At 68.4% G+C, this 26317-nt stretch carries 28 protein-coding genes; 14 read left to right on the top strand and 14 right to left on the bottom strand.

The features are described from left to right. Positions 1–5: 5 nt before the first annotated feature. Complete coding sequence (locus IPJ61_RS04565) at positions 6–1673, bottom strand: L-lactate permease (RefSeq protein ID WP_297103617.1); 1668 nt, start codon at positions 1671–1673, stop codon at positions 6–8. Positions 1674–1813: 140 nt separating this feature from the next. Here IPJ61_RS04565 and IPJ61_RS04560 point away from each other — a divergent pair, with 140 nt between their 5' ends. Beyond that, positions 1814–2497 carry a FadR/GntR family transcriptional regulator gene (locus tag IPJ61_RS04560; RefSeq protein ID WP_297103615.1) on the top strand — a complete coding sequence of 228 codons (684 nt, stop codon included), beginning with the start codon at positions 1814–1816 and terminating at the stop codon, positions 2495–2497. A 7-nt stretch (positions 2498–2504) separates the two neighbouring features. On the opposite strand, the gene IPJ61_RS04555 is transcribed toward IPJ61_RS04560, so the two are convergent. The 3 genes from IPJ61_RS04555 to IPJ61_RS04545 form a co-directional block, all read right to left on the bottom strand. Beyond that, on the bottom strand, positions 2505–2996 hold the full coding sequence (locus IPJ61_RS04555; RefSeq protein ID WP_297103614.1) for a beta-class carbonic anhydrase: 492 nt from the start codon (positions 2994–2996) through the stop codon (positions 2505–2507). A gap of 50 nt (positions 2997–3046) precedes the next feature. Beyond that, a complete protein-coding gene (locus IPJ61_RS04550; RefSeq protein WP_297105524.1) occupies positions 3047–5464 on the bottom strand; it encodes a DNA gyrase/topoisomerase IV subunit A in 2418 nt (805 codons plus the stop codon). A gap of 158 nt (positions 5465–5622) precedes the next feature. Further along, positions 5623–6000, bottom strand: coding sequence for a cupin domain-containing protein (locus tag IPJ61_RS04545; RefSeq protein WP_297103613.1), 378 nt, complete (start codon positions 5998–6000; stop codon positions 5623–5625). Positions 6001–6075: 75 nt separating this feature from the next. Between IPJ61_RS04545 and IPJ61_RS04540 the strand changes: the two genes are divergently transcribed. After that, positions 6076–6531, top strand: coding sequence for a MarR family winged helix-turn-helix transcriptional regulator (locus tag IPJ61_RS04540; protein ID WP_297103612.1), 456 nt, complete (start codon positions 6076–6078; stop codon positions 6529–6531). Positions 6532–6537: 6 nt separating this feature from the next. Here IPJ61_RS04540 and IPJ61_RS04535 read toward each other — a convergent pair whose 3' ends face one another. Next, positions 6538–7566 (bottom strand): App1 family protein, encoded by a 1029-nt coding sequence (locus tag IPJ61_RS04535; RefSeq protein ID WP_297103610.1) that lies wholly within the window; start codon positions 7564–7566, stop codon positions 6538–6540. A 57-nt stretch (positions 7567–7623) separates the two neighbouring features. On the opposite strand from IPJ61_RS04535, the gene IPJ61_RS04530 reads away from it, so the two are divergent. The 5 genes from IPJ61_RS04530 to fdhD are packed head-to-tail and all read left to right on the top strand — an operon-like array spanning position 7624 to position 12047. Beyond that, on the top strand, positions 7624–8187 hold the full coding sequence (locus IPJ61_RS04530; protein ID WP_297103608.1) for a DUF5998 family protein: 564 nt from the start codon (positions 7624–7626) through the stop codon (positions 8185–8187). Next, entirely contained in the window at positions 8187–9308 is a 1122-nt protein-coding gene (locus tag IPJ61_RS04525; protein WP_297103606.1) for an alkaline phosphatase family protein, read from the top strand. Before IPJ61_RS04530 ends, IPJ61_RS04525 begins: the two co-directional genes overlap by 1 nt. Then, the gene (locus IPJ61_RS04520; protein WP_297103604.1) at positions 9305–10549 is read left to right on the top strand and encodes a glycosyltransferase; all 1245 of its coding nucleotides are present in this window, start codon (positions 9305–9307) and stop codon (positions 10547–10549) included. Before IPJ61_RS04525 ends, IPJ61_RS04520 begins: the two co-directional genes overlap by 4 nt. Beyond that, positions 10542–11189 carry a thymidine kinase gene (locus IPJ61_RS04515; RefSeq protein ID WP_297103603.1) on the top strand — a complete coding sequence of 216 codons (648 nt, stop codon included), beginning with the start codon at positions 10542–10544 and terminating at the stop codon, positions 11187–11189. The genes IPJ61_RS04520 and IPJ61_RS04515 overlap by 8 nt, the downstream gene beginning before the upstream one ends. Then, positions 11190–12047: a formate dehydrogenase accessory sulfurtransferase FdhD gene (fdhD, locus tag IPJ61_RS04510; RefSeq protein WP_297103601.1), complete on the top strand. Its 858-nt coding sequence runs from the start codon at positions 11190–11192 to the stop codon at positions 12045–12047. An 86-nt stretch (positions 12048–12133) separates the two neighbouring features. Here the strand turns inward: fdhD and sepH are convergent, their stop codons facing one another. Further along, positions 12134–13045 (bottom strand): septation protein SepH, encoded by a 912-nt coding sequence (gene sepH / locus IPJ61_RS04505; protein WP_297103599.1) that lies wholly within the window; start codon positions 13043–13045, stop codon positions 12134–12136. Positions 13046–13212: 167 nt separating this feature from the next. Between sepH and IPJ61_RS04500 the strand changes: the two genes are divergently transcribed. Continuing rightward, a complete protein-coding gene (locus tag IPJ61_RS04500) occupies positions 13213–13509 on the top strand; it encodes a DUF4193 domain-containing protein (RefSeq protein ID WP_297103598.1) in 297 nt (98 codons plus the stop codon). 23 nt (positions 13510–13532) lie between these two features. Here IPJ61_RS04500 and IPJ61_RS04495 read toward each other — a convergent pair whose 3' ends face one another. After that, on the bottom strand, positions 13533–13820 hold the full coding sequence (locus IPJ61_RS04495; protein WP_297103596.1) for a DUF4235 domain-containing protein: 288 nt from the start codon (positions 13818–13820) through the stop codon (positions 13533–13535). 65 nt (positions 13821–13885) lie between these two features. On the opposite strand from IPJ61_RS04495, the gene IPJ61_RS04490 reads away from it, so the two are divergent. Genes IPJ61_RS04490 through IPJ61_RS04475 form a run of 4 tightly spaced genes read left to right on the top strand, consistent with a single transcriptional unit; the run spans position 13886 to position 15852 of the window. Beyond that, a complete protein-coding gene (locus IPJ61_RS04490) occupies positions 13886–14332 on the top strand; it encodes a DUF3093 domain-containing protein (RefSeq protein WP_297103594.1) in 447 nt (148 codons plus the stop codon). Beyond that, positions 14329–14787, top strand: a complete 459-nt coding sequence (gene dut / locus IPJ61_RS04485) for a dUTP diphosphatase (protein WP_297103591.1) — start codon at positions 14329–14331, stop codon at positions 14785–14787. The genes IPJ61_RS04490 and dut overlap by 4 nt, the downstream gene beginning before the upstream one ends. Next, entirely contained in the window at positions 14784–15491 is a 708-nt protein-coding gene (locus tag IPJ61_RS04480) for a DUF3710 domain-containing protein (protein ID WP_297103588.1), read from the top strand. Before dut ends, IPJ61_RS04480 begins: the two co-directional genes overlap by 4 nt. A gap of 7 nt (positions 15492–15498) precedes the next feature. Then, complete coding sequence (locus IPJ61_RS04475; RefSeq protein ID WP_297103585.1) at positions 15499–15852, top strand: OB-fold nucleic acid binding domain-containing protein; 354 nt, start codon at positions 15499–15501, stop codon at positions 15850–15852. On the opposite strand, the gene IPJ61_RS04470 is transcribed toward IPJ61_RS04475, so the two are convergent. From IPJ61_RS04470 to IPJ61_RS04440, 7 genes are all read right to left on the bottom strand, one after another. After that, entirely contained in the window at positions 15837–16511 is a 675-nt protein-coding gene (locus IPJ61_RS04470; RefSeq protein WP_297103582.1) for a response regulator, read from the bottom strand. The two genes, IPJ61_RS04475 and IPJ61_RS04470, sit on opposite strands and share 16 nt — an antisense overlap. After that, positions 16508–17599 carry a sensor histidine kinase gene (locus IPJ61_RS04465; protein ID WP_297103579.1) on the bottom strand — a complete coding sequence of 364 codons (1092 nt, stop codon included), beginning with the start codon at positions 17597–17599 and terminating at the stop codon, positions 16508–16510. Before IPJ61_RS04465 ends, IPJ61_RS04470 begins: the two co-directional genes overlap by 4 nt. An 836-nt stretch (positions 17600–18435) precedes the next feature. Continuing rightward, complete coding sequence (locus IPJ61_RS04460; protein ID WP_459251261.1) at positions 18436–19725, bottom strand: IS256 family transposase; 1290 nt, start codon at positions 19723–19725, stop codon at positions 18436–18438. Between the two features lie 432 nt (positions 19726–20157). Next, the gene (locus IPJ61_RS04455) at positions 20158–21411 is read right to left on the bottom strand and encodes a HipA domain-containing protein (RefSeq protein WP_297103573.1); all 1254 of its coding nucleotides are present in this window, start codon (positions 21409–21411) and stop codon (positions 20158–20160) included. Continuing rightward, complete coding sequence (locus IPJ61_RS04450) at positions 21408–21674, bottom strand: helix-turn-helix domain-containing protein (protein ID WP_297103570.1); 267 nt, start codon at positions 21672–21674, stop codon at positions 21408–21410. Before IPJ61_RS04450 ends, IPJ61_RS04455 begins: the two co-directional genes overlap by 4 nt. A 66-nt stretch (positions 21675–21740) precedes the next feature. After that, complete coding sequence (locus IPJ61_RS04445; protein WP_297103567.1) at positions 21741–22418, bottom strand: potassium channel family protein; 678 nt, start codon at positions 22416–22418, stop codon at positions 21741–21743. 14 nt (positions 22419–22432) lie between these two features. Then, on the bottom strand, positions 22433–23080 hold the full coding sequence (locus IPJ61_RS04440) for a potassium channel family protein (RefSeq protein ID WP_297105518.1): 648 nt from the start codon (positions 23078–23080) through the stop codon (positions 22433–22435). A 68-nt stretch (positions 23081–23148) separates the two neighbouring features. On the opposite strand from IPJ61_RS04440, the gene IPJ61_RS04435 reads away from it, so the two are divergent. Continuing rightward, positions 23149–25143 (top strand): APC family permease, encoded by a 1995-nt coding sequence (locus tag IPJ61_RS04435; RefSeq protein WP_297103564.1) that lies wholly within the window; start codon positions 23149–23151, stop codon positions 25141–25143. 50 nt (positions 25144–25193) lie between these two features. Next, on the top strand, positions 25194–26315 hold the full coding sequence (locus IPJ61_RS04430; RefSeq protein ID WP_297103562.1) for a class I SAM-dependent RNA methyltransferase: 1122 nt from the start codon (positions 25194–25196) through the stop codon (positions 26313–26315). Positions 26316–26317 lie beyond the last annotated feature (2 nt).

The following is a 26317-nucleotide window of genomic DNA, read 5'->3' as shown; positions in this document are numbered from 1 at the left end:
TCCTCCTAGTTGAAGACGGGGAGCATCCAGCTCAGAACGGGCGTGGACTGCAGACCGATCAGCAGGCACAACACGACAAGCATGCCAAGGCTCCACCAGATGACGCGCCGGAAGAGCGACGATTCGGCACCGAGCAAGCCGACGGCGGAGCAGGCGATGGCCAGGTTCTGCGGGCTGATCATCTTTCCGACGACGCCGCCGGTCGTATTGGCTGCCACCAGCAGGGTGGGATCGAGGCCCACCTTCTCCGCGGTCGTCTGCTGCAACGTGGCGAACAGCGCGTTAGCGGAGGTGTCGGAGCCGGTGACGGCGGTGCCGATCCAGCCGAGGATGGGAGAGAAGAACGCGAACGCGGCGCCGACCCCGGCGATCCAGGCACCGATCGTGATGGTCTGGCCCGACTGGTTCATGACATAGGCCAGCGAGAGCACTGTCGCGATGGTCAGCGCGGACCAGCGCATCTTGTGCACGGTGCGGCCGAGTTCGGCGAACATGTCGCGGAGCGACACGCGGTACACGACGCCGACGATGAGGGCCGTGATCACGAGAAGGGTGCCGGGGCTGGACAGCCACTGAAAGTTGTAGATAGCCGACGAGCTGGGCTCGCCCGCGTTGTTCAGCAGGTTGCCGTAGAGGCCGGGCCACTTGATCTTGAGGTCCGTAGAGGCGAGGAACTTCACGACGGCGGGCACGAGCTTTGCCGTGGAGAAGATCGCGATGACCAGCAGGTACGGGAACAGTGCCATGAAGATGCGACCGCCGGTGAGGGAGCCGGTCGGGGCGGAGTGGTCGTCGGCCGCGACGTCGGTCAGGCGTTCGGCGGCGCGCTCCGCGGCGAGGCGCTCCAGTGCCTCTTCGCCACCCTGGGGCTTCCAGAAGCGGAGGAAGACAACGCCCATGGCCAGCGCGAAGAGGGAGGCGATGACGTCGGTCAGCTCGACGGAGAGGTAGGTGGCGGAGATCCACTGGGCGATGGCGAACGAGAAACCGATCACGAGCGCGGCGGGCCAGACCTGCTTCAGCCCGCGCCGGCCGTCGGCAAGCAGGACGAGCAGGAGCGGCACGAACAGCGCAAGTACCGGCGACTGGTGGCCGACGTAGGCGCCGATCTGCTGGTAGGGGATGCCGGTGAGGTTGCCCGCGGTGATGATCGGGATGGCGACGGCGCCGAATGCGACCGGAGCGGTATTGGCGAGGAGCACGACCATGGCGGCGCGGAATGCGGAGAAGCCGATCGACATCAGCATGACGCCGGTGATCGCGACGGGAGCGCCGAACCCGGCGAGGGCCTCCATCAGCCCGCCGAAGCAGAAGGCGATCAGGATGGCGAGGATGCGGGGATCCTCGGAGATCAGGCCGAAGGTGGCCCGGAGGTCCTCGAACCTGCCACTGATCACGGTCACCTGGTAGAGCCAGATGGCCGTCAACACGATCCAGGTGATGGGGAAGAGGCCGAACACCGCGCCCTCGCTGGCGGCAAGGAAGGCGAGGCCGACGGGCATCTGGTACGCGACGACGGCGACGACCAGCGCGGCGCCGAGGGAGGCGAGCCCGGCGAAGTGGGCCTTCCACTTCAGAACGCCCAGGGTGAAGAACATGACGAGCAGGGGAATGAGCGCGACGAGCGCCGAAAGGGTGAGGTTGCCCAAGGGGGCGATCTCCGGTTGGTACATGGAGGACTCCGTTGTCTGTGGGAACCAAAAGACTGGTCTGACCAGAAAATAGCAGACGTTTCGGCCAATTGGTCAGACCATCCCCCGAATTTCCGTGGTCATCTCACGAGACGCCTCCGCGCATGCAGCACAATGGGCACATGACAACGGGTGGGTTCGACGCAGTACTGGACTACCTGACCTCGGAAATCCTCGACGGCGGGGTGCAGCCGGGGGAACGTCTTCCCACCGAGCGAGACCTGGCCTCGCGGCTAGGGGCCAGCAGGAGCGCCGTCCGCGAGGCCATCAAGGTGCTCCAGGCTCAGGGGGTCGTCACATCGCAGGCCGGTCCCGGTGGCGGCACAAGAGTGGCGACGGGTCAAGGCATCGCGCTGGGAAGAGTGCTCCGGCTACACGTGGCCTTGGGCGCGGTGTCTTTCGATGAACTGACCAAGACGCGCGTTCTCCTGGAACGCGGCGCGGCGCGGGCAGCCGCGGGGCAGGCGAGCGCCGCCGACCTCGCGGAGCTGCAACGGCTGCTCGCCGAGATGACCGCCAGCTCCGACGAACGCACCTTCAACGAACTCGACACCGCGTTCCACCTGGCCATCGCCGGCGCGGGAGCCAACCGGCTGATGCGCGACATCACAGTCGCCATCCGTGAGGCCGTCGCGACTCAGATCCTCGTGGCCGAACGCGAGCTAGACACGTGGCCTCGCTTCCGCGAACGGCTGAACCAGCAACACCGCGCGATCCTCGAGGCGATCAGGCAGGGCGACGGCGATCTCGCCGCCGAGCGCGTCGACCGGCACATCCGGGAGGCCCACCGCGTCCTTCTTGGCTAGGCCGGCGTCACATGATCTGACGCAGCAGACCCGTGTCGACGTCGTACATGAAGCCCCCGACCTCGGCCTCGCCCCTGATCCGCGGGTGCCGCGAGACCATGTCGACGTCCTCCTTCAGCCGGCCCATCTGGTCCGGATTCGCGCCGAACGAGATCCAGCTGGTGTCCTCGCCGGTCTTCTCCGCGATCTTGCGGCGGATGTCGGCGTCGGTGCCCGTCGCCATTGCGCATCGGGTGTGCGGGACGATCATGATGCGATTGACCTGGAGCAGCTGCACGCTGAGCACGAGTCCGGTGAGGACCTCGGCCGAGACGCGGCCGCCGGGGGAACGCAGGATCTTGGCATCGCCCAGCTTCAGTCCGAGCATGCGCAGCGGCTCAATGCGGGAGTCCATGCAGGTCACCAGCGCAACACCGGCCTTCGCGATGCCGTCGAAGTAGCCGTCGGTGAAGCTGGCACCGAATTCGGCGTTGGCCGCGAGCAGGTCGTCAAAGCTCATGCGAGTCCTTCCGGATGTGTCGTTCGGGACGTGCGCCCGTCTCCGGGAGCCTAGTCGAAAAGTGTGTCGTTGCCGGTGTCGACCTCGGCCGCGGCGGGAACGACGACGGCACCCGCGCGCCCCGCCAGCATGGCAACGGGCTGGGAGAGGGCGGTGCCTGAGCCGTCGCGGCGTCCGTCCGGCGGCGGCAGATCGACGGGGGACCCGCTAGCCGCCGCGGCGACCATCGGGCGTGGGCCGATGGCTGCCAGGAGCAGCGTGTCCTCACCCTTCAGGAACCGGTGAGCGCGTACGCCTCCGGTGGCGCGGCCCTTGGCAGGGTACTCGGCCAGGGGCGTGACCTTCGCGAGGCCCGCCTCCGTGCCCGGCAGGGAACTGGATGCGCCGGAGATGGTCACGACGTCGTCGGTGGCGGGGTTGACCTCGCCGAAGAAGACCACCGACGCCTTGGGCGCCAGCTTGATGCCCGCTATGCCGCCGCCAGCGCGGCCCTGGGGGCGCACCGACGCGGCCGGGAAGTGCAGCAGCTGCGCGTCCGTCGTGATGAACGCAAGGTCCGCGGCGTCGTCGGTCAGCTCGACGGCGCCCACGAGCTCGTCGCCGTCGTCCAGGCGGATGACATCCCACGCGTCCTTGCCGAGCAGTTCGGGGTTGACACGCTTGACGACGCCGCGCCGGGTGCCGAGGGCGAGCCCTCGTGACTCCGGCGAAAGCGTTGTCAGGCCGAGCGGGCGCTCGCCGGGCTCCAGCGGCCACAGCTCGTGCGCGAGGCTGCCGCCTTGCAGGTTGGGCGCCGACGCCGTCAATGGAACGGTGTGCAGCTCGATGGCCGGGCAGCGCAGTAGCCGACCGCGGTTGGTGAGGACGCCGAACTCGCCCTGCGCCGTCGTCTTCACCTTGGCGACGACCACGTCGTGGGCCGAGCGGCCCTCCGGGGCGAGTTCGCCGAGCGAGTCGGTGCGGGCAACGAGGCCGGAGCCGCTGAGCAGCACCCAGCAGGGGGCGTCGGGCACCTCCAATGGCGCGCGCTGCGCCACGGGTGCGCCTGCGGACGCGAGCAGCACCGTGCGGCGGGGCGTGCCGAACTCCTTCGCCACCTGGGCAAGCTCCTGGCCGACGACGCGGCGCAGGACGGCGTTGTCTTCGACGATCTCGCGCAGTCCCGCGATGGTGGCGCCCAGCTCGTCGGCTTCTTTCTCCAGTTCGATGGTGGAGAATTTGGTGAGCCGGCGCAGCTGCATGTCGAGGATGTAGGTGGCCTGCGGCTCGGTGAGGTCGAAGGCGCCGATGAGGCGCTCGCGGGCCTCCGCAGCGTCGGCGGAGCTACGGATGATGGCGATGACGTCGTCGATGTCGGCGATCGCGATGATGAGGCCGCGCACCAGGTGGAGGCGTTCCTCGGCCTTGCCCAGCTTGTACCTGCTGCGGCGCAGCGTGACCTCGAGCCGGTGGTCGAGGTAGACCTCCAGCATCTCCTTGAGCGACAGCGTGCGCGGCTGGCCGTCGACCAGCGCGACGGCGTTGATCGCGAAGGTGTCCTCAAGTTTTGTCACCTTGTACAGCTGTTCGAGCAGCGCGTCGGGGTTGATGCCGTTCTTGACCTCGATGATGAGGCGCATGCCATGCGTGAGGTCCGTCAGGTCCTTGACGTCGGCGATGCCGGTCAGCTTCTTGTCATCGACGCCCTTCTTGATCTGCTCGATGATCTTCTCGGGGCCCACCATGTACGGCAGCTCGGTGACGACGATGCCCATCCGCCGCGGCGAGACCTTCTCGATGCGGGTTGTCGCGCGGATCCGGAAGGTGCCGCGGCCGGCGGTATAGGCATCGCGCACGCCGTCGAGGCCGACGATCTTGCCGCCCGTCGGGAAGTCCGGGCCGGGGATGTGGCGCATCAGGTCGTCGAGTTCGATGCGGGGGTTGCGCAGCAGCTGCTGGAGGGCGGCGATGACCTCGACCAGGTTGTGCGGCGCGATGTTGGTTGCCATGCCGACGGCGATGCCGGTGGCGCCGTTGACCAGCAGGTTCGGGAACGCGGCGGGCAGGACGACGGGTTCGGCCTCCTTGCCGTCGTAGTTCGGCTTGAAGTCGACGGTGTCCTCGTCGAGCCCGCGGGTCATCGCGACCGCGGGGTGATCCATGCGGCACTCGGTGTAGCGCATGGCCGCGGGGCCGGCGTCGAGCGAGCCGAAGTTGCCGTGGCCGTCGATGAGCGGCAGCCGCATGGCCCACGGCTGTCCCATGCGCACGAGCGCGTCGTAGATGGCGACGTCGCCGTGCGGGTGCAGCACGCCCATCACCTGGCCGACGACGCGGGCGCACTTGACGTGCCCCCGCTCCGGCCGGATGCCCATCTCGTCCATGGAGAACAGGATGCGGCGCTGCACGGGCTTCAGCCCGTCGCGGGCGTCGGGCAGCGCGCGGGAGTAGATCACGGAGTAGGCGTACTCGAGGAAGCTGGTCTCCATCTCCTGCGTCACGTCGATGTCGACGATGTGCTCCTCCAGCTCCTCGTCGATGGCCGGCTGCTTCGCCACGTGCCGCCTCCTAGCGCACCTCGGGATTCCAACGCGCGAAGCTTAGCCGAGGAGCCCCTGCTCACCGTGGGACCGGCGCGCGGCCTTCTTCACTGCGCCCAGGGCGGGGTGAGCTGCTCGCCGCCCGCGCACAGGGCTGCGGTCATGCCGATACTGGTGGTGACCCATGCCTGGGCAGGCTGGTCCGTGTCGTTGCTGACGCGGAACCGGGCGCCGGCGGGCACGAGGACGGCGTCGCCGGCCTCCGCGGTGAAGTGGTCGTCGGCCACCTCGACGGCCAGTTGACCGGCGAGCACGTACAGCACCTCCTCCTCGGACATCGTGTGGGCCTGCCCGGGGGTGCGCGGGGAGAACTCCGCGCGCCAGGCGCCGATGCGGGTGGCGCCCGTGGCGGACGAGGAGTAGGACGAGAACGTCACGCCGTGCAGCTGGAAGGTGCGGGCGGTGAGGCTGGTCAGATGGGGCATGGCTCCTCCTGGATAGACAATACGATTGACTATATATGGTCAACGAGGTTGACCACAAGGGGTAGGATCGGCCGCATGGATCCGACAGACGACCTCGCGATGCCGTTTCTCCTGATGTCCGCGTTTCGCAACCTCGTCGACGCCGTACACCAGGGCTTAGCGCAGCAGGGCTTCCCTGGGATCCGGGCCGGCCACGGCTTCGCGATGCAGGCCATCGGCGCGGGCTGCACCAGCGTCGAGTTGGGCGAGCGACTGGGCGTGAGCAAGCAGGCCGCGGCCAAGACCGCCCAAGGGCTTGAGCAGTTGGGCCTGATCGAGCGGCGCGTCAACGAGCAGGATAGGCGCGAGCGGCTGCTCGCCCCGTCGGCGCGGGGCAGGGAGATGCTCCAGCTCTCCGCCGAGGGCTTCCGCGCCGAAGTCGGCGCCTGGCGGGCCCGGCTGGGCGACGATGCGGTGGACGCCGCGCTGACCGTGCTCTCTGTGGCGTCGCGCGGCGGTCGCGCGGCCACGGACCTCTCCGATTGGGGATAGGTACGCCTACAGGACGCGGCGGAGCTCCTGGCCGAGGCCGTCGCCGTCGGGGGCGCGCACCTCGGGGGCCGTCTTCGGCTCCCACCTGTGGTCCGACGACGGCACCTCCATCGGCAGGCCGTGCGCCAGTGTGTGCTCGCCCGGCGTGAGCTGTCGGATGGCGCGGGCGCGTACGTGGCGGGGCTGCAGGGCCGCGAACTCCGCGTAGAGATCGGGGTCGTGCTGGCCGTCGTCGCCGACAAGCAGCCAGCGGATGTTCGGCAGGTCGCGGGCCAGTTCGCGCAGGCAACGGCGCTTGTGATCGACGCCGCTGCGGAACCAGCCCGTGTTCGTCGGGCCCCAGTCGGTCATCAGCATGGCACCGGCCGGGATGCCGTGGCGGGCGATGAAGCGCTGGACCATCGGATAGGTGTTCCAGGCCCCTGTAGAGACGAACACGATCGGCGCCCCGGGATGCTGGGCAAGGAGTTGCTGGTAGAGCCGCGCCATGCCCTCAACGGCCTGCCGCGCCTGCTCGCGGACCACGAACGAGTTCCACGCCGCCACGAGGGGGCGGGGGAGCGACGTCGAGAGGATCGTGTCGTCGATGTCGCTGACGATGCCGAAGGTGACATCGTCGGCGATCACCTGGACGGGCGCCTCGGCGACCGCTCCGCCGGCGCCCTCGAGCCGGACGTCGTGCCAGCCCGGCGCGAGGCCGGGGTTGCGGACGCGGACGTCGACGTAGCCGCCGCGGTCGGCCTCCACCTCGACCCGGGCATCGCCGACAACCACCGTCACCCGTGCGCCGACCCGGGCGGCGTTCATGAAGTTGTGCCAGCCGCGCCGGTCGAGCGCCTCGGTTGCGGCGAGAACGATGGGGTCGGCCTTCGAGGGACGCAGCACGACGCGCGCGAGGATCCGCAGCTGTTCGCCGTTGCCGTAGCCGGTGAACGCGAGGATCGACTCCTGCCATCCACGCCGGAGCAGCACGCGGTTGAAGATCCGGTTGAACCGGTCCTCAACGCGGGCGGCAATGAAGGGGCGTGATGGCATGTCCCCAAACCTAACGGGGTGTCCGGCGTCACGTCACGTCCGTGACATGATGGGCAGGTGACCTTGCCCCGTGAATCCGCCCTCACCCTGCCCGACGCGCTGCGCGAGGAGATCTCGGAGTGTGGGTTCTATCCGCGACTCGTCGCCCAGACGGCGATGATGGGTCTTGGCGCGCAGGACGTGCTCGACCACCTTGTGCAGCATGAGGCGACGTTCACCAACGGGGAGTTGCACCGCCACATCACCGTCCTGATTCGTACGAAGACCCAGCTGCTGATCTGCCACGTCGACGAGGGCGAGAACGGACGCGCTGAGGCGGTCGCCACCTCGGAGGTCGTCGCGCTCCGCGCCATCACCTCGGTGCTGGTGACGAGGGCGATGTCGGACCCGGAGCGCTTGCTGGGTCTCACCGAGGCGTGGCTGGCCATCGTCTGGGGCGCGGCGCGCCGGATCGACCTCGGGCCCGCGTCCTGCGAGGATCCTCGCTGCGAGGCCGACCATGGCTACACGGGCGTCCTGCAGCCCGACGACATCACCGTGCGCATGAGCCCCCAAGCCGACGGCGCGAACGCGGGCAAGCTCGTCTCCTTCGGCATGCGGCTCCAGGGCGTGATCGGCTGATGAGCGCGTCGTTCCTCGACCCGCGCTACCCTGACCTCGCCCTCAGCAACCTGCTCCCCAGCGTCGCCGCACGCCTGCGCGGCACCCAGCCGACGATCCTGCTGCCCTCGGCCGAGCGCTACGTTGTGCTGTTGGTCGACGGTCTTGGCTGGCACCAGCTCGTCGCGCACGCGGACCACGCGGAGACCATGGCGGCCCTGCTGCCGCGGGCCACGCGCCTCACCTGCGGCGCGCCGTCGACGACGGCGACGTCCTTGACCTCACTCGGCTGCGGGCTTCCGCCCGGCGAGCACGGCGTCGTCGGCTACAGCTTCCGGGAGCCCACCGTCGAGCGCGTCATCAACGCGCTGACCTGGGAGGGCGGCCCCGACGACGTGCCGGGCTTCGCGCAGGCCCGCACCGTCTTCGAGCGCCTCGCCACCGAGGGGCACAAGAGTTCGGCGGTCACCCTCGCGCGGTTCGCCAGCAGCGCCCTGACGCGCCTCGCATTCGCCGGCACGACGCTCCTGCCCGTCACCGATGAGAGCAGCCTCGATCAGGTGGGCGGGCTCGTCGACGAGGCTCTCGGTCACAGCCGCGTCGTCTACTGCTACGAGCGCATGCTCGACCACACCGGGCACGGCTTCGGGGTCGGCTCTTGGCAGTGGCTTGACCGCCTCGCACAGGTCGACGACCTCGTCGCGCACCTCGCCGACGCCCTGCCCTCCGATACCTGCCTGCTCGTCACCGGTGACCACGGCATGATCAACGTGCCCGAACCGTCGCGCCTGACGCTCGAGGACGAACCGCGGTTCACAGGTCACTCCGCCGTCGGCGGCGAGCCCCGATTCCGCCACGTCTACGGCGACGACGCCCGCGCGCTGGCCGTGTCATGGCGCACGGTCCTCGGCGAGCGGGCCTCTGTGCTGCGCAGGGAGGAGGCGATCGATGCGGGATGGTTCGGACCGCTCGTGACCGACCTCAGCGCGGCCCGCATCGGCGACGTCGTCGCCGCGATGACAGAGGACTTCGCGGTGATGACACGACGGACGCCGGGCGAGTTCGGCCTCGTCGGCATGCACGGCTCCCTCACGCCCGCGGAGATGGAGGTTCCCCTGCTCATGGTCAGCGGCACCTCGTGACGGGGCTGCGCATCGCGATCCTGATCGACGACTTCTTTCCCGCGTCCGGCGGCATCGGCCGGTCCGTGCAGACCCAGCTGGAGGAGATGACGGCGCTGGGCCACGAGGTCACGCTGATCGCGCCGGACCGGCATCTGGAGAAGCCGAGACTGGGGCGGATCATCGAGTGCCCCACCATCTACATCGAGGGCACGCCCGCACACCTGAGCGTGCTGCACTGCTCCGAGCGGCGGGCCCGGCTGATCAGTGACATCGCGCACTTCGACATCATCCACTCGCAGACCGAACGCGGCGCCCTCGTGCTGGGCGCCCGCCTCGCCCGGCTCCAGGGCATCCCGCATCTGCACACCTTCCATGCGAACATCGCGGGCACCCACAAAACGGTGCGAGGCTCGATCTTCGGCACCCTCAGCTACCAGGTGCTCGTGCTGCCCGCCCTGCGTCCTGCCAGCCGACGCCAGGTGCCGCCGCCCCGGCTGCCGTCGGCGCACCACGAGACGGGGGGCCTCGCGGCGCGCACGGACTGGCGTTCGTTCGCCGAGATCGCCCAGCACGTCGATGCCTACACCGTGCCCAGCCCCTTCATGCGCGACCTCATCGACGAGGCGGCCGGCCGCCCCCTCCCCAGCTACGTCGTGCCCACCGGCTACAACCGCGGCATGAAGCGCGCCATCAAGAAGGTGAAGCGGGAGCGCGACGACAGGCGCGTGCGCTTCCTCTCCATCGGCCGGCTGGCGAAGGAGAAGCGGCTCGACGTCCTGATCAAGGCGTTCCGACGCGCGAACCTGCCGGAGGCGGAACTTGTGATCGTCGGCGACGGCGACCAGCGCGATGCCCTGAAAGCGCTCGCGCACGGCGCCGACAACATCGACTTCCGGTGGCACCTGTCGTCGCTGGAGGCGATCGCCTATGAGCTGGTCAACGCCGACGCGCTCGTGCTGAGCTCCTACCGGTTCGACTCGCAGGCCCTCGTGATCACCGAGGCGGTCGCCGCGGCGCTGCCCGTCCTCTACTGCGACGACAGGCTCACCGTCGGGCTGTCCGAGGAGAGCTCGCTGCTCACCGGCCCCGACGTGGCCTCGATGGCCCGCGGGTTCCGGGCGCTGATGGATCCGGCCCGGAGGAGCGCGATGTCGGCGGCGTCTGCCAGACTGCTTCCCGACCTCGGCCCCGAGCGCACCGCGGAGCGCTACGTCGAGGCCTACGAGGACCTGATCGAACGGGAGGCGACGCGTGGCTGAGCTCGTGTTTCACACCGGCCCCATGGACTGCGGCAAGTCGACGCTGGCCCTGCAGCTGGACTACACGCAGACAACGCACGGCAGAAAGGGGCGGGTGTTCACGTCGCAGGACCGCGCGGGTTCCGGCCTGATCACGTCACGGCTGGGCCTGAGCGCGCAGGCCGTCGAGGTCGACGAGTCCTTCGACTTTTGGCGCTACGTCATCGGCGAGCTCACCAGCGGCCAGCGGGTCGACTACATCGTGTGCGACGAGGCGCAGTTCTACACCCGCGACCACATCGACCAGCTCGCCCGCATCGTCGATGAACTCCAGCTCGACGTGTACGCCTTCGGGATCCTCGCCGACTTTCGGACCCGCCTCTTCCCTGGCTCCCAGCGGCTCGTCGAGCTCGCGGACCGCGTCGAGACGTTGCCGCTCGGCCCGCTCTGCTGGTGCGGGGCGCGGGGCACCCACAACGCCCGCACCGTTGACGGGCTGATGGTCACGGAGGGCTCGCAGGTCGTCGTGGGTGACACCGAGGGCGGGGGAGAGGTGCGCTACGAGGTGCTGTGCCGCGCGCATCACCGTCGGCGCATGACGGCGTTCCGGGCCAAGGCGACGCTCGCACCGGACCCGCTGCCCTTCGACCAGGAGGACTGAGTGGGCCGCATCACCGTCAAGCGCCCCGTCACACGGTTCACCGTCGGCGACGACGCGGGCGCCACCCGCAGGCCCGACACGCTCGTGGTCGAGGAGCCCCTGGAGATCCGGTTGAACGGCACCCCGCTCGCCGTCACGATGCGCACGCCCGGCGACGACGTCGACCTCGCTCACGGCTTCCTTCTCACCGAGGGCGTGATCGTCGGCCCCGAGGACGTGCGGGCGGCGATGTACTGCGCGGGCTCGGTCGTGGACGACGACTCCGGGCAGCCGCAGAACACCTACAACGTCCTCGACGTTCGTCTGGCCGACGGCGTGCCGGCGCCCGTCGTCGATCCCACCCGGAACTTCTACACCACCTCCTCGTGCGGGGTGTGCGGGAAGGCGAGCATCGAGGCCATCGAGCAGCAGACACGCTGGCCGGTCGCCGACGATCCCGTTCGCCTCGACCCCGCGCTCGTCGTGCGGCTCCCCGAGTTGCTCCGGGCGGGCCAGCGCGCCTTCGCGCGGACCGGAGGCCTCCACGCCGCGGGCCTCTTCCGCGCCGACGGCACGGCGCTACGCATCGCCGAGGACGTCGGGCGTCACAACGCCGTCGACAAGGTGGTTGGCTGGGGGCTGCTGAACGGCATGCTGCCCGCGCGGGGGTGCGTGCTCGTCGTCTCGGGGCGGGCCAGCTTCGAGTTGACGCAGAAGGCGTTGATGGCCGGCATTCCGGCGTTGGCTGCGGTCTCCGCACCGTCGTCGCTCGCCGTGGAGCTGGCGCAGTCCGCGGGAATGACCCTGCTGGGCTTCGTCCGCGCGCCGTCGTTCAACGCGTACAGCGGCGCCGAGCGGCTGTCCACGACCGCTGTCTGAGCCGACGCGCGAGCGCCACCTTCCCGCTGGTTGAGCCGGACCCCCGCGCGAAGCGCCGGGTCCGTGTCGAAACCAATAGACGGAGGTCAGGAATGAGACTGAGGCGGAGCGCTGGGTCCGCCGAACATGATCTCGTCCCAGGAGGGGATCGAGGCGCGCTTCTTGCGGCCGCGAGGCTTCGGGGCGGGGCCCGGCTCGTCGGTCTCCACGAGCGCTTCCTGAGTCGGCTCGGCAACCGGCTCGGCCGGGGTGGCGGTGTCCTCGGATGAGACCGTGATCGTCTCGGTGATCTCCACGTCGACGACCTCCTCCTCGAACACGTCGGTCGTGGCCTCCAGCGGCGCGTCGGCCGGGGCGTCGTAGATACCGGTGTAGATCCGCACCGAGTCTTCGCTGATGCCGCTCAGCATGTCGTAGAGGCGGTCCAGCTGGGAGGTGTCCTCGTTGCCGTCGTGCATGAGGTCGGAGACGGGGACCTCACCGCCCGGTGCTTCGGGCGTCGGCTCGGCGATCGCACGGACGAGGGCGAGCTCGTCGTTGAGGTCGACGGTGTTCTCCTCCTCGGGGCGCGCTCCCACCTGCTCCTCGCCGATCAGCCAGCGAGCGTCGGTGTTGTCGGCGACGGAAAACCGGCCCTTGGCGTCGAACACGAACTCGCCCCTGCGTTCCTCGAGTTCCCCCGGCAGGGTCGCGACGACGCGCCACTTGAGGTTGTCCTGGCGCCAGGCGTCCCAGCTGACGTGGTCGTCGTCGATGCCGCGAGCGCGTAGTCGCTGCGCGATGAGGTCGCCGAGCTTGCGGTGCATGCCGGACTCTCCTCGACGGCGGACCGTCGCGGCACGCGCGGAGGAGGCGATGTGCTCGCGCTCGGCCATGACCGGGCCGGCGAAGGCCTCGACGCGGGCGGGGTCGAGACCGGACTCGCTCACGATGTCCGCGACCGACGCGCCGGAGCGGACGCGCGCCTGAATCTCCCGGGGAGAGAATGCGTTTTCCATGGTTCCTCGTCCGTCGACCTCTGACAGTTCGCGCCAAACTTACCAGCGCTGATGGGCGAGTCGTGGCACGCACTTGACTCACCGGGCACAATGGGCGCCCGGGGAGAGCACGGCCCCGTGGCCATGTGGTACACATGTCCCTCCGCGGCGAGAAAGGAAGCGACCGGATGGCAACCGATTACGATGCACCCCGCAAGTCCGAAGAGGAGATGAGCGAGGACTCCCTCGAGGAGTTGAAGTCGCGTCGCAACGACAAGAATTCGGGCAAGGTTGACGAGGACGAGGTCGAGGCGGCCGAGTCGTTCGAGCTGCCCGGCGCCGACCTCTCGCACGAAGAACTCACTGTCCGGGTGCTGCCCCGTCAGGCCAACGAGTTCACGTGCGCCTCATGCTTCCTTGTGAAGTCCATGTCCCAGCTGGCCGAGACGAAGGGCGATCTCAAGTACTGCGTCGACTGCGTGTAGTCACGCACTCGGCGCGTCGAGACTCAAATATCCAGCTTGTTACGCAGCCGGCCCGGCGAGGCGTGATCGAAGTTCGCCTTCCAGCGCCGCGACATGAAGCGGTTCATGGCGAGCTGCGAGATGCCGACGCCGAGGCCGCTCGCGACTGCCCAGATGAGGGCCTGGGTGAGCGGGGTTTCGGGGTCGTTCGGGTCCGGCGGGTTGTTGCCCGTCGAGGCGATCCACGCCTGCGTGACAAGCTTCTGCGCCACGATCGTCGTCGCCGCCCCGAGGAGGCCGGCGTAGACCTTCCACATGAGCTTCTCTGTCATCGCCATATCGGTCTGGTCCTTCCTCCGGTGAACCCCCATTATGCCCACGCCGATAGGGTGGGCACGTGACCTTTTCCGAACGACTGCATCTGCCGTGGTGGTGGTGGCTTGTCGGTCTGCTGTTCGTCGGTGGCGTCGCCATCGCTGTCCTCGCATACGTTCCGCCCGCCGTCGGGATCGCGACGTGTGTGCTCGCCGCGGGCGGCGCGGTGGCGCTGCTGGCGAGCTACGGTAGCGCCTCGGTTGTCGTCGACGACACAGGGCTGCGGGTCGGCAGGAACAACGTCACGCCTGAGTATCTCGGCGCGGCGACCGCCTACGAGGGCGAGGCCGCCCGGCAGGCGCTCGGCCCTGGCGCCGACCCCCACGCGTTCCTGTTCACGCGTCCGTTCCTCACGTCGGTGGTGCGCGTCGACCTGCACGACCCCGCCGATCCTCACCCCTACTGGCTGATCAGCACGCGGCGCCCCCAGGAGCTGGCTGCGGCACTCGAGGAGGTCCGGTCCGCATGAGACTCCCCACCGTCGCCGACGACGGCCACCTGCCGCACTACGCCCGCCCGGGCGACGCCGGCGCCGACCTGGTCGCCGCCGAGGACGTCTCTCTGGAGCCGGGGGAGCGGAAGCTCGTCGGCACCGGGGTCCGCGTCGCCATCCCGGAGGGACACGTCGGCCTCGTCACCCCGCGCTCGGGACTCGCCGCGCGCACCGGGCTCAGCATCGTCAACGCGCCCGGCGTGATCGACTCCGGCTATCGGGGTGAGATCAAGGTGTGCCTGATCAACCTGGATCCCGGCGTCCCGATCACGTTGGCGGTCGGGGACCGGATCGCCCAGCTCCTGATCACGCCTTTCGTGACCGCCGAGTTTGAGCTCGTCGACGCCCTCGATGACACAGCTCGGGGTGCGGGTGGCTATGGTTCTACCGGCGGATTCGCCCGCCGCGATGAGGATGAGGGACCCCAGTGATTTTCGGACGCAAGCGTAAGGCCGAGGAGGCACCGCAGGAAGAGGTCGTCGAGGAGACGCCGACGCCTGCCGAGGAGCCTGCCGACAACGACCCGCTGAGCGAGGCGGAGCGCCAGGCCGCCGAGTGGGACGCCGCCTTCGATCGCGAGGAGGGCCCCTTCGACATCTCGGAGGTCGACCTCGACGCCGACGAGGACGAGGTGACGCGGCTCGACTTCGGTGCGCTGGTCGCCACACCGTTCCCCGGGATGCAGCTTCAGTTGCAGGTCAACCGCGAGACCAACGCCGTCCAGGCGCTGATGGTCGGCGACGGCGAGTCCGCGCTGGAGGTGGCCGTGTTCGCGGCGCCGGCGAAGTCGTCCATGGCTGCGGAGATCCGCGCCGACGTCATCCGCCAGACCCAGGCGCAGAAGGGCCGCATCCAACTGGCGGAGGGCCCTTTCGGCGCCGAGCTGCGGCGCGCCGTGCCGGTGACCGACGCGGAGGGCAAGCAGGGCATGCACGTGTCGCGCACCTGGCTCGTTTCCGGCCCTGGCTGGTTGCTGCGCGGAGTCGTGCTGGGCAGGGCCACCTTCGAGCCCGACAACAAAGAGGCGCAGCTCGCCCTGTTCGAGTTCTTCAGCAACCTGGTAGTCCGCCGCGGCACCGCGCCCGCGGTGCCGGGCAGCGCGCTTCCCATGAGCGTCCCCGAGGCCGAGGCGTAGGGGCCTCATGCCCGAGTCGTCGTTCGGGGGGCGGCTGAAGGGGTTCTTCGTTCCGCAGGAGGAACTGGAGGCCCGGGAGCTACGCGAGCAGGCGACGGACGCCGGAGCCCAGACATTGGCGTCGTGCGCGCCGCGGTCGCGCGTCACGCTCCGCGGCACCGTCGTCTCCGTGACGTCGGACGCGGCGAACGGCTGGCTGGAGGCGGAACTCAACGACGGCAGCGGCACCGTCCGGCTGATCTGGATGGGGCGCACGCGCATCGGCTGCCTGCTCCCTGGCCACGCCCTGCGAGTGTCCGGCCGCTTGGCCACCGCCGACGGCGGACCCGTCATCTACAACCCGGACTACGAGCTGCTGTAGCTCGGGTCCCGCTCGTCCGCGGCGCGCGCGGAGTGGAGCTTTGATATGAGCATCGGGGTCGACGTCACGCCCGCTCTCTCCCGCATCCTGGCCAGCCGCTTCTTGGTGCCTGAGAGGCTGAACCCGAGCGTTCGTGCCATGTCATCGACGGTGCGGCCTTCCAGGACCAGGGCGGCAAGCTTCGTATCCTTGTCGTCCTGGACGATCTCCTCGTATTCGCCCGGCAGCGCCTGCTCGATCGGCGGTGTCGACCCGAGATAGCGCACAGCGGTGGTGCTCAACACTGTGAGTCCGCGGCTTCCGGCGCGAAGCGCGGTCTTCAGAACGTCGGCGGGTTCGTCTTTGAAGAGGAATCCGACCGCCCCGGCTTCGAGGGCCTCCGTGATCCTCGGGTCCGGGAGCGCGGTGATCATCAAGACGTAGGGCGGGTCGGGCTTCCTGAGAATGCGCGCGCATGCCTCGACGCCGGAGATGCCCGGCAGTTGCACGTCCATGAGCCAGATGTGCGCGGCGTGATAGCGCTCCGCCGCTTGCTCTCCCGAGGACACAGCGGCTGTCACCTTCAGCCGTGTCCTGTCGGAAGGCTCGTTCCTTTCGATGATGGAGCAGAGGGCCGCAAGTGCGCGGGGATCGTCCTCGCAGACCCCCGCCCTGATCATGACCCGGTCCCGGAGTCGCGCAGGGGGAGCGAGACCGAACACACCCAGATACCGGACTGCTCACGCGAGTCGATCGCGCCGCCGACGGCGTCGGCGTGCATCTTCATGGTCATCAGACCCATGCCGCCTTGCGTGGCGCGTGCGCGTTGGTGGATCGTGTTGGAGACGATGAGGTCGAGGGTGGTGGCCGAGCGTTCTGCCACGACGACGCAGGGGAAGGTGAGGTCCGCGTACTTGCTCGCGTTGTGGAGCGCTTCGGCAAGGATCCGTCCGGCCGCGATGTCCACGGCCGGGGGCAGCTGCGCACAGGCGGCGATCGTCTCGGCGGACACCTCGACCACACCGTGGCGCGACCTCACCTCCTTAATGCCTTTCGCGAGCGCCTCCTCCGCGCTGAGCGCCTTTAGGCCCAACGCTCCGGTGCCGCGCAAGACCGTTGTGACGGCGCGTAGCGAGGCGTTTGCCTGCCGCAGTCCTTCGACGAGCTCCGCCACGGTATCCGGGGTCGGTTCCGAAGCCATCGCATCCCCTGCGAGGGTGAGGGCGGCCAGTTCCCTCGCCACGCCGTCGTGGAGATCGGCAGCGATCGCGAGCCGCTGTTCCCGATGCAGAGCCTCGACACGGGCGGCCTCGGCTAGAGCGACCCGCCGGATGCCCAGGCCGATGGCCCATACGACGAGGTAGATGACGGCACTCCCGGCGATCGCGACGACCAGCGCCCGGGCCTCGCCTGACCGCAGGTAGATGTCCGATGCCAGCGTCAGACCCAGTACCGCGGTGCCTACCACAGCGACGCGGAGGTGTCCCAGCCCCACGGCCAGCGCGACCGCACAGGCCTCGATGTAGTGCGAGGTGCCGAGCTGGTTCAGGCCGGTCGCGAGGCCGCAGATCGACATCAGGATCATCGCCGCCATGCCGAGCCTCGGCCACCGCAGCATCAGCAGCAACGGCGCCAGCGTAAATGCGTCCCACGCGAGGACCGTAAGGGACGAGTGTCCGGAGAAGTAGCCGATCAGCGTGAAGGCGCTGAAACTCAGGCCAACTACGAACAACGCCGCCCATGCGATGGTGTTCACGCGGCTGCTCATAGACGATGATCGTACGGCATGAGCCCGAGGCGCGACTGCCGGCCAGCGAGGGAACTAAAGGTCCCTCGGGCTATACTCGGCGGCCTTCGTGATAAGCGTGAGGGATGAAGATTCGAATTCTGTTTGCCTCCGTCCTCGCCCTCGGTCTGTCACTGGGCACCGTCACGAGCCCCGCCGTCGCGGCGGCGGACTCGCCCGAAGGAATCTGTGACGTGATGCCATGGCTTCCCGGTTGCCCTCGATAGTGGTCTCAGACTGACGAAGACTCCAGAAGTCGTACTTCCGCTACGCTCCGTCGGCCTGCCCTCGGGTACTAAAGGTCCCTGCGAATCACTCCGTCGAGAATCCCTATAGTCTGCGCCCGACCGGCCGCTCCGTCCCCCCGCGCCCTTCTTGGAGGCGAAGATGACTCTGTTACGTCGTGTGCTGTGGGTGTTGTGCTCAGTTGCGTTGATCGTGGGGATGGGGGTTGCGGAGCCGGCATGGGCCGAGCCGAGCGATCCCGTTGAAGAGTCGTCGGAGTTGGTGCGTCCGGATTGGACCTCAGCGGTGGTGACGGCCCGGGCGCAAGGGGTTCCGGTCGAGGTGTTGTCGGAGCGCACGGACACGACCCAGATGTGGGTCGGCCCTGATGGCGCGGTGTCCGAGGAGACGGCGTTCGCGCCGGTCCGCTTCGTCGATGACTCCGCCGAAGACGGGTGGCGCGACATCGACACCACGCTGGTGAAGGGCGCTGACGGTGAGATTCACCCGATCGCCATGCCGTATGAGGTGAGCGTGGGCACCGGCGTGGACGAGCGGGTCTGTCAACTTACCGGTGTAACTGGGTTGTGTTGTCATGCTGCTCTCGGGCTGCTGAGGCGGCCGTCGAATCGGATGTCGAATGCGTTCAGTGCTTGCTTCCAGCGTTGGGTCCAGCGGGCTGTGCCCTTGCCGGTGGGATCGAGGGCCATCACGGCGAGGTAGACGCACTTGAGCGCTGCCTGCTCGTTCGGGAAGTGCCCACGGGCCTTGACGGCCTTGCGGATCCTCGCGTTCACGCTTTCGATCGCGTTGGTCGTGCACACGATCCGGCGGATCTCCCGGTCGAACCCGAGGAACGGCACGAACTCGGCCCACGCGTTCTCCCACAGCCGGATGATCGCCGGGTACTTGTCGCCCCAGGCCTCGGCGAACTCGAGGAACCGTTCCTCGGCCTCAGCGACGGTCGCGGCCTGGTAGACGGGCTTCAAACCACGCGAGATGGCGTCCCAGTGCTGGCGAGCGGAGTACTTGAAGCTGTTCCGCATCAAGTGGACGATGCAGGTCTGCACGATCGTGTCGGCCCACACGGTGTTCACGCTGTCAGGCAAGCCACGTAGCCCGTCACACACGACCATCAGGACGTCTTCGACGCCCCGGTTCTTGATCTCGGTGAGCACTTGGAGCCAGTACTTCGCGCCCTCACCGCCGTCACCGGCCCATAAACCGAGGATGTCCCGGTTGCCTTCGGTAGTGACCGCGAGCGCGATGTAGATGGGCCGGTTCGCGACTTGGCCGTCGCGGACCTTCACATGGATCGCGTCGATGAACACCACCGGATAGACCGGGTCCAACGGCCGGTTCTGCCACTCGGCCATCCCGTCGAGGACCTTGTCGGTGATCGTCGAGATCGTCGTCTTTGACACCTCGCTGCCGTAGGTGTCGGCCAGGTGCGCACTGATGTCGCCGTGGGTCATCCCGCGGGCCGATAGCGACAACACGATGTCCTCGATCGACCCCAGCCTGCGTTGCCGCTTCGCCACGATCCTGGGCTCGAACGTGCCGGCACGGTCCCTGGGGACATCAATCGTGACCGGGCCGGCCTTGGTGAGCACCGTCTTGGCCCGGGTGCCGTTGCGGGCGTTCCCGTCCGCCGAGGCGCCCTTGGTGTGCTTGTCGTAGCCGAGGTGGTCGGTGATCTCGCCCTCCAGCGCGGACTCCAACACCAAACGGGTCAGCTCGGCCAGCAGGCCACCCTCACCATCGACCGGGAAGCCCTGGCGTTGCGCCTCACCCACAAGCTGCGCCACCAGCCCCCGATCCACCACCGGCACCACCGGCCCTGTCGCCGCCACGCTCGGCTCGACCTCCTCCACCACGGACACCGGGACCGTCTCAACCTGCTTGCTCATCGTGTTCCTCCTTGATCGGAGTTACACCGGTGAAAGTACAGTCCCCGCACGACTGGTCTCACGAAGAGGTTCGGTTCGATTTGACCGCATTGTTGCCGCGGGGTGGGCTTCCGCTGACGACTCGCTGGTCCCCGAAGACGTGAACTGGGTGCCGGTGTTGGTAGTGAGTCGCCACGGAGGAATGGCCTGGTATCCGCTTCCTGAGCTTAGACGTGGCCGGTGCAACGAACAGAGCCGAGCCGCAACCCTTCGGCGACTTGTAGGAGCGCAGTCGATGGACGTAATCCCGGTTCCTGCGGAAGTTGTTCACGCTTTGTCGTGACCATGGGGCTGAGTGTATTTTGGCGGTGGCGTGAGATTACGGCGGTCACTGGGTGGCCGGGGTAGGTCGGCGTGCTGGTTCGGCTATCGGACTGATTTCAGCGCGTAGGCACAGGAATCGGCTACAGCGTCCAGGTAGCGGGGCCCGAGCTCGTCGGCTGCGGGGAGGTCGTCCAGAGCGGCGAAGGTGTCGTTGAGCGCATCGGGTAGCGCCCGCGCGTAAGTGCGGATCGTGTCGAACCCCCAGTCTGGATCGACCGAGTTGCCCGTGAAGAACCGTTGCCATTGGGCTCGACCAACGAGGCCGAAGGTGTGTTCACCGCCGATCGCAATCGCGATGGTGCGAAGAGTCATGACGCCGTGATCCGCGATCTCGTAAGGCAAGGAACTTGCGACGTCGTAGAGAGGAGCGAGGGCAGCTTGGTCGCCGTCTAGAAGCACGGAGTAGTTCCGGGCGTGTCCATCGGGTGAGCCCAAGAGGTAGGTGGTGATGAGCGCCTCGACGAAGCGACGTGCGCTGCGTTCGCCAGCTCGGCCGCCGAGGAGGCCGAGGATCTGCCGTGCGGTCGGACCGCCATCTCGTTCGTAGGTGGTCTGGTTCCCGAGCGCCTGACACAGATCCTCAGCATGGCGTCGGGTGACCGTCCCTTCTTGCCTCGTACGGTCGAACCGCTCAACGACGATTGCTGGCTCGCCGTCGAACTCCACATATTCCGTGTGCGCAGTGGGCACGCCGACTCGGCGCAGGGCGGTGAGGGAGACGTGCTCGTTGAGCGCCTGGTGCTTCGCGTGCTGCACGCCTGGCTTGATGATGTGCGTGGAGGCGGCAGCGCCGCGTGGGTCGCACCAGCGGCCGTCATCTGTCCTGGTCAGGGTGAACTTTGATTGTCCGCCTCCGATGCTCCATCGTTCATCCGCAATCTGCCACGCCGCGACGTCGCGGCGAAGCCGTGCGAGGCGGGCGGCGATCCACGTCTCATCCACAGGGAGGAGGGTCTCCTCGCGCGCAATCTGGTCTGTCTGGTCGAGCGGGCAGACTTGCACGGCGCCCGCACAGTCAAGCCCGACGACAGACAGGACCGCGACCGGGTTCGCCGGATTCACGTCACCCCGCGCGGCGATTCTCGCTCGCACGCGCGGGTCACCGGGAAGGAGACCCTCGATCCATGCACGTGCAACTCGATTGCCATACGGGGCCTCGCGAAGCGGCATAGACAGCGACACCGGCGTGGGCGCAGGCAGAGCGAGGTACTCGTCGGCGTAGGCGAATCGCACCCCGGCGGCCTGCGACAGCGTGCCGACACGACGCCCAGACAGGAAGACCGCAAGATCGCTCATAGGTACTCCGACTCGACGAGGTCATCCAGGCTGTTCCTCGTAGGAAGAGCGAAGGGGACGATCTCTATGCCGAGCCCCAGCGCCCTGAGCGTGTGAAGCACCTTGTCCAACTGGGCATTGCTATGCCCGCGCTCGAGATCGATGAACCATCGCCGCGAGACAGCCGCGCGACGCGCCGCCTCCTCCTGCGTCAGCCCGGCGCGGAGCCGGGCCTCCCGCACGGCCGTGCCCACGTCGGCTGCTGTTGCGGCAATGGTGGCCATGATCATCTCCTGTCACTGATCCTTCACATTAGCGTATGTGCAGGATCAGTAACAGAGGCGATTCGGTTAGCTGTCCTCGTCGTCGGGCTCGTCGGCGAGCATCTCGGATAGCTCGTCGGCGGAATCGTGGGTGACGATGAACAGCAGCTCGTCGCCGCCCTCGAAAGCCCGGTCACGCTCCGGGGTGAGGGGGAGTCCGTCGCGGAGGATGGCGACCAGGACGGCGTCGCCTGGGAAGGCGATGTCGCGGACGCGGACGCCGGCGAGGCGGGAGTCGTCGGGAAGCGTGAACTCCGACAGCGTCGTCGTCGACTTCTTGAACGTCATCAATCGGACGAGGTCACCGGTCGACACCGCCTCCTCGACCAGCGCTGACAGCATGCGCGGCGTCGACACCGACACGTCGACGCCCCACTGCGCGTCGAACATCCACTCGTTGCCCGGATGATTCACCCTGCCGACGGTGCGCGGCACGCCGAACTCCGTCTTGGCGAGCAGCGAGAAGACGAGATTGACCTTGTCATCGCCAGTGGCGGCGATCGCGACGTCGTAGCTGTCCAGATCAGCCGCCTCGAGCGACTGCAGCTCACACGCGTCGGCGAGGATCCACTCGGCTCCAGGGACAGAGTCGCCCTTGCTCGCGCGCGGATCCCGGTCGATCAGCAGCACCCAGTGGCCATTAGCGATCAGCTCCCGGGCGATCGAGCGCCCGACGTTTCCTGCACCGGCGATGGCGACGCGCATCGTGTGCCTCTCGGTCAGGCCCTGGTGGGCGGGTAAGCGAACAGCGTCTCGAGCTCGTCGGTGCGCTCGGTCGTGCACGCGACGTAGATCAGGTCGCCGTCCTGGTAGATGGTGTCGCGGTCCGGGACGATGCCCCGGCCGACGCGCAGGACGAACGGGATGGGGGAGTCCGCGGCGCGCGACAGCTCCCCGATCTTTCGGCCGACCCACCCACTATGCACGTGAATCTGGAGCAGGCGCGCGTCGCCCGTCGAGTCGCGCCACACGGGCATGCTGCCCTCCGGCAGCAGCCGCCGCAACACCTCGAGCACGGTCCACTTCACCGTGGCCACGGTAGGAATGCCGAGGCGCTCATAGACGGCCGCGCGGCCCTGGTCATAGATGCGGGCGACGACGTTCTCGACCTTGTAGATCTCGCGCACCACGCGCGCAGCGAGGATGTTGGAGTTGTCGCCCGAGCTGACCGCCGCGAACCCGCCAGCCTTCCGGATGCCCGCCGCTTCGAGGACCTCACGGTCGAATCCGACCCCCTCGACGGTGACGCCCTTGAAGCCCTCACCGAGGCGCCGGAACGCCTCCGCGTTCGAGTCGATGACGGCGACGCTGTGGCCCCGCTTCTCGAGCCCCGTCGCGAGCATGGCACCCACGCGCCCGCATCCCATGATGACGATGTGCACCCCGGTCCTCCTTGGTGGTTGAGGCGAACATAGCACTGGTCTACCGTGGCCCCGTGAACGTGTACTCGGGCCTGAAGCGGCTGCTCGTCGGACGCAGGCTGGCCAACACACAACTGGGCGAGACTCTGCTGCCGAAGCGCATCGCGCTGCCGGTCTTCGCCTCCGACGCGCTGAGTTCGGTCGCGTACGCGCCGGACGAGATCCTAATCACCCTCTCGCTCGCGGGAATGGCGGGCTTCCTGTTCTCCTGGGAGATCGGCGTGGCCGTTGCGGTCGTCGTCGCCGTCGTCGTCATGTCGTACCGGCAGACGGTGTACGCCTACCCCGGCGGAGGCGGCGATTACGAGGTGGCGAAGGTCAACCTCGGCCGCTACGCCGGACTGACCGTCGGCTCCGCCCTGCTCGTCGACTACGTGCTGACGGTGGCCGTCTCCGTGTCCGCGGGCGTGTTCAACGCCAAGGCCATGCTTCCCGTCCTCGAAGGCCACGAGGCATGGGCGGCCGTTGGCGTGATCGCGGTGCTGACCATCGTGAACCTGCGCGGCGTCCGCGAATCCGGCGGCCTGTTCGCCGTCCCCACCTACGTGTTCATGTTCTCCATGCTGGCGATGATCGTCATCGGCCTCTTCCGGATCCTGGTGCTCAACCAAGAACTGCTGAGCGAGACCGCCTCGCTCACCGTCGTGCGGCCCGACGGCGCGGAGGACATCGCAGGATGGGCGCTCGTCGCGATCCTGGCCCGCGCATTCTCCTCTGGCTGCGCGGCCCTCACTGGCGTCGAGGCCATCAGCAACGGCGTGCCCGCGTTCCGGCCCCCGAAGAGCCGCAACGCCTCCCGCGTCCTCGCACTCCTGGGGGTCATCGCCATCACGATGCTGATCGGCATCCTCACGCTGACCAACCTCACCCAGGTGCGGCTGATCGACGAGCTCACCGGCACGCACTACATCGACGCCGATGGCAACACCATCCACTCGGCCGCCACCACCGTCGTCGGCCAGTTGGCGAGGGTCGTGTTCTCGGACTGGTTCTCGCTGGGCTTCTACGTGGTGGTCACCGCCACGATGCTCATCCTGTTCCTCGCCGCCAACACCGCGTTCAACGGCTTCCCGTCGCTGGCGTCCATCCTCGCAAAGGACGGCTACCTGCCCCGCCAGCTCCATACGCGCGGCGACCGGCTCGCGTTCTCCAACGGCATCTTGATGCTGTCGGTGACGGCGATCGCGCTGGTGCTGATCTTCAACGCCTCCGTCACGGCGCTGATCCAGCTGTACGTCGTCGGCGTCTTCATCTCGTTCACGCTCGGCCAGATGGGCATGGTGCGGCACTGGACGACCGCGCTGAAGACGGAAACCGAGCCCGCCGCCAGGAACCGCATGCAGCGCTCGCGCGTGATCAACCTCATCGGCTCGTCACTGACCGGCGTCGTCCTGCTCGTCGTGCTTGTGTCGAAGTTCACCCACGGCGCCTACCTCGCGCTGGTCGCCATGGGTGTGATGTTCGCGATGATGCTCGCGATCTCGAACCACTACGCGGCGGTGGAGCGCGAGGTCGCGCTGACCAACGACTCCGATCGCGCGCTGCCCAGCCGGGTCCGCGCCGTGATCCTGGTGCAGCGCGTAAACCTTCCGACGGCCAAGGCCATCGCATTCGCGCAGGCGACACGCCCGACGATCATCACCGCGGTCGCCGTCGCCATCGACGACGAGCAGGTCGAGCAGATCCTCGACGAGTGGGAGGCGGAGGACTTCGGCCTGCCGCTGAAGGTGATCGCGGCGCCGTACCGGGAGATCACAGGCCCCTTCATCAAGTTCGTCAGCGAGCTGCGCACCGAGAACCCGCGCGACGTCGTCAGCGTCTACATCCCCGAGTACGTCGTCGGGCACTGGTGGGAGCAGCTGCTGCACAACCAGACGGCGCTGCTGATCCGCACCCGCCTGCACTTCATGCCCGGCGTGATGGTCACCTCGGTTCCTTACCAGCTGCGCAGCTCGGGCAAGCGCGACCAGCGCACGCGGAAAGCCGTGGCGAACAAGGTCCGCCGGTGACTCTCGGTTCATTGAGCAGGTCCCCGCGCGAAGCGCCGGACCGTGTCGAAATGACGCTTGAGCGGGTGGCCCACGGAGGATTCGTCGTCGGGCGTGCCGAAGGCAAGGTGCTGTTCGTCACCGGCGGGTTGCCGGGGGAGCGGGTGCGTGTCGAGGTGACTGAACGAGGGTCGCGGTTCGACCGGGCTCGCGTCGTCGAGGTCCTCGACGCGGCGCCGGGCCGCGTCGATCCGCCCTGCGCCATCGCCGACCGGTGCGGCGGATGCGACTGGCAGCACGCCGACCCGCCGACGCAGCTCGAGCTGAAACGAGCCGTCGTCGCCGAGCAGTTGCTGAGGCTCGCGGGCATCGATTGGGACGGCGTCGTCGAGGCCGTCGACGGCGGGCTGACCGAGTGGCGGACGCGGCTGCGGTACGCGGTCGACGAGGGGGGTCGCCTGGGGTTCCGGGCACGCCGCTCGCACGAGGTCGTTCCGCTCCCACCGGAGGGCTGCTTGATCGCGGCGCCGCACGACGCCGCGGCTGTTGCCACCTGCGCGACGCCGGGCGGCGAGGTCGTCGTCGCCATCGGGGACGACGGCACGAGCGCAATCGGCGGGAGGGGAAGGTTCGGGCCCGATCCCGTGCGACAGACGGTGCTCGGCCGCCGATTCGACGTGGCCGCCCAGGGTTTCTGGCAGGTCCACGAGCGGGCCGCGGAGACCCTCACCCGCGCCATGCTCGACGGCCTGGAGCCGCGCCCGGGGGAGCGAGCTGTGGACCTGTACTGCGGCGTCGGGCTGTTCGCCGGCGCCCTCATCGACTCCGGGTGTTCGGTCTTCGGCGCCGAGTTCGGGGGGGACGCGGTCCGCCAGGCACGCCTGAATGTCCCCGACGCACGATTCGTCGCCGCCGACCTCTCCAAGAACCTCTCCGCGCTGCCCCCCGCCGCGGACGTCGTCGTGCTCGACCCGCCGCGCAAGGGCGCGGGGGAGAAGGCCGTGAAGGCTGTCGCGGCCATGTCGCCGCGCGCCATCGCCTACGTCGCGTGCGACCCCGCGGCGCTCGCCCGCGACCTGGCCTACTTCGCGACGCAGGGATACGCGCCGACATCGATCAGGGCCTTCGACCTGTTCCCCATGACGCACCACGTCGAATGCGTGGCCATCCTGCGTGCTTCCCACATCAACTGACC

It is taken from the genome of Tessaracoccus sp. (assembly GCF_016714275.1).
GTDB lineage: Bacteria > Actinomycetota > Actinomycetes > Propionibacteriales > Propionibacteriaceae > Arachnia.
This window is presented reverse-complemented; position numbering and strand designations above follow the sequence as displayed.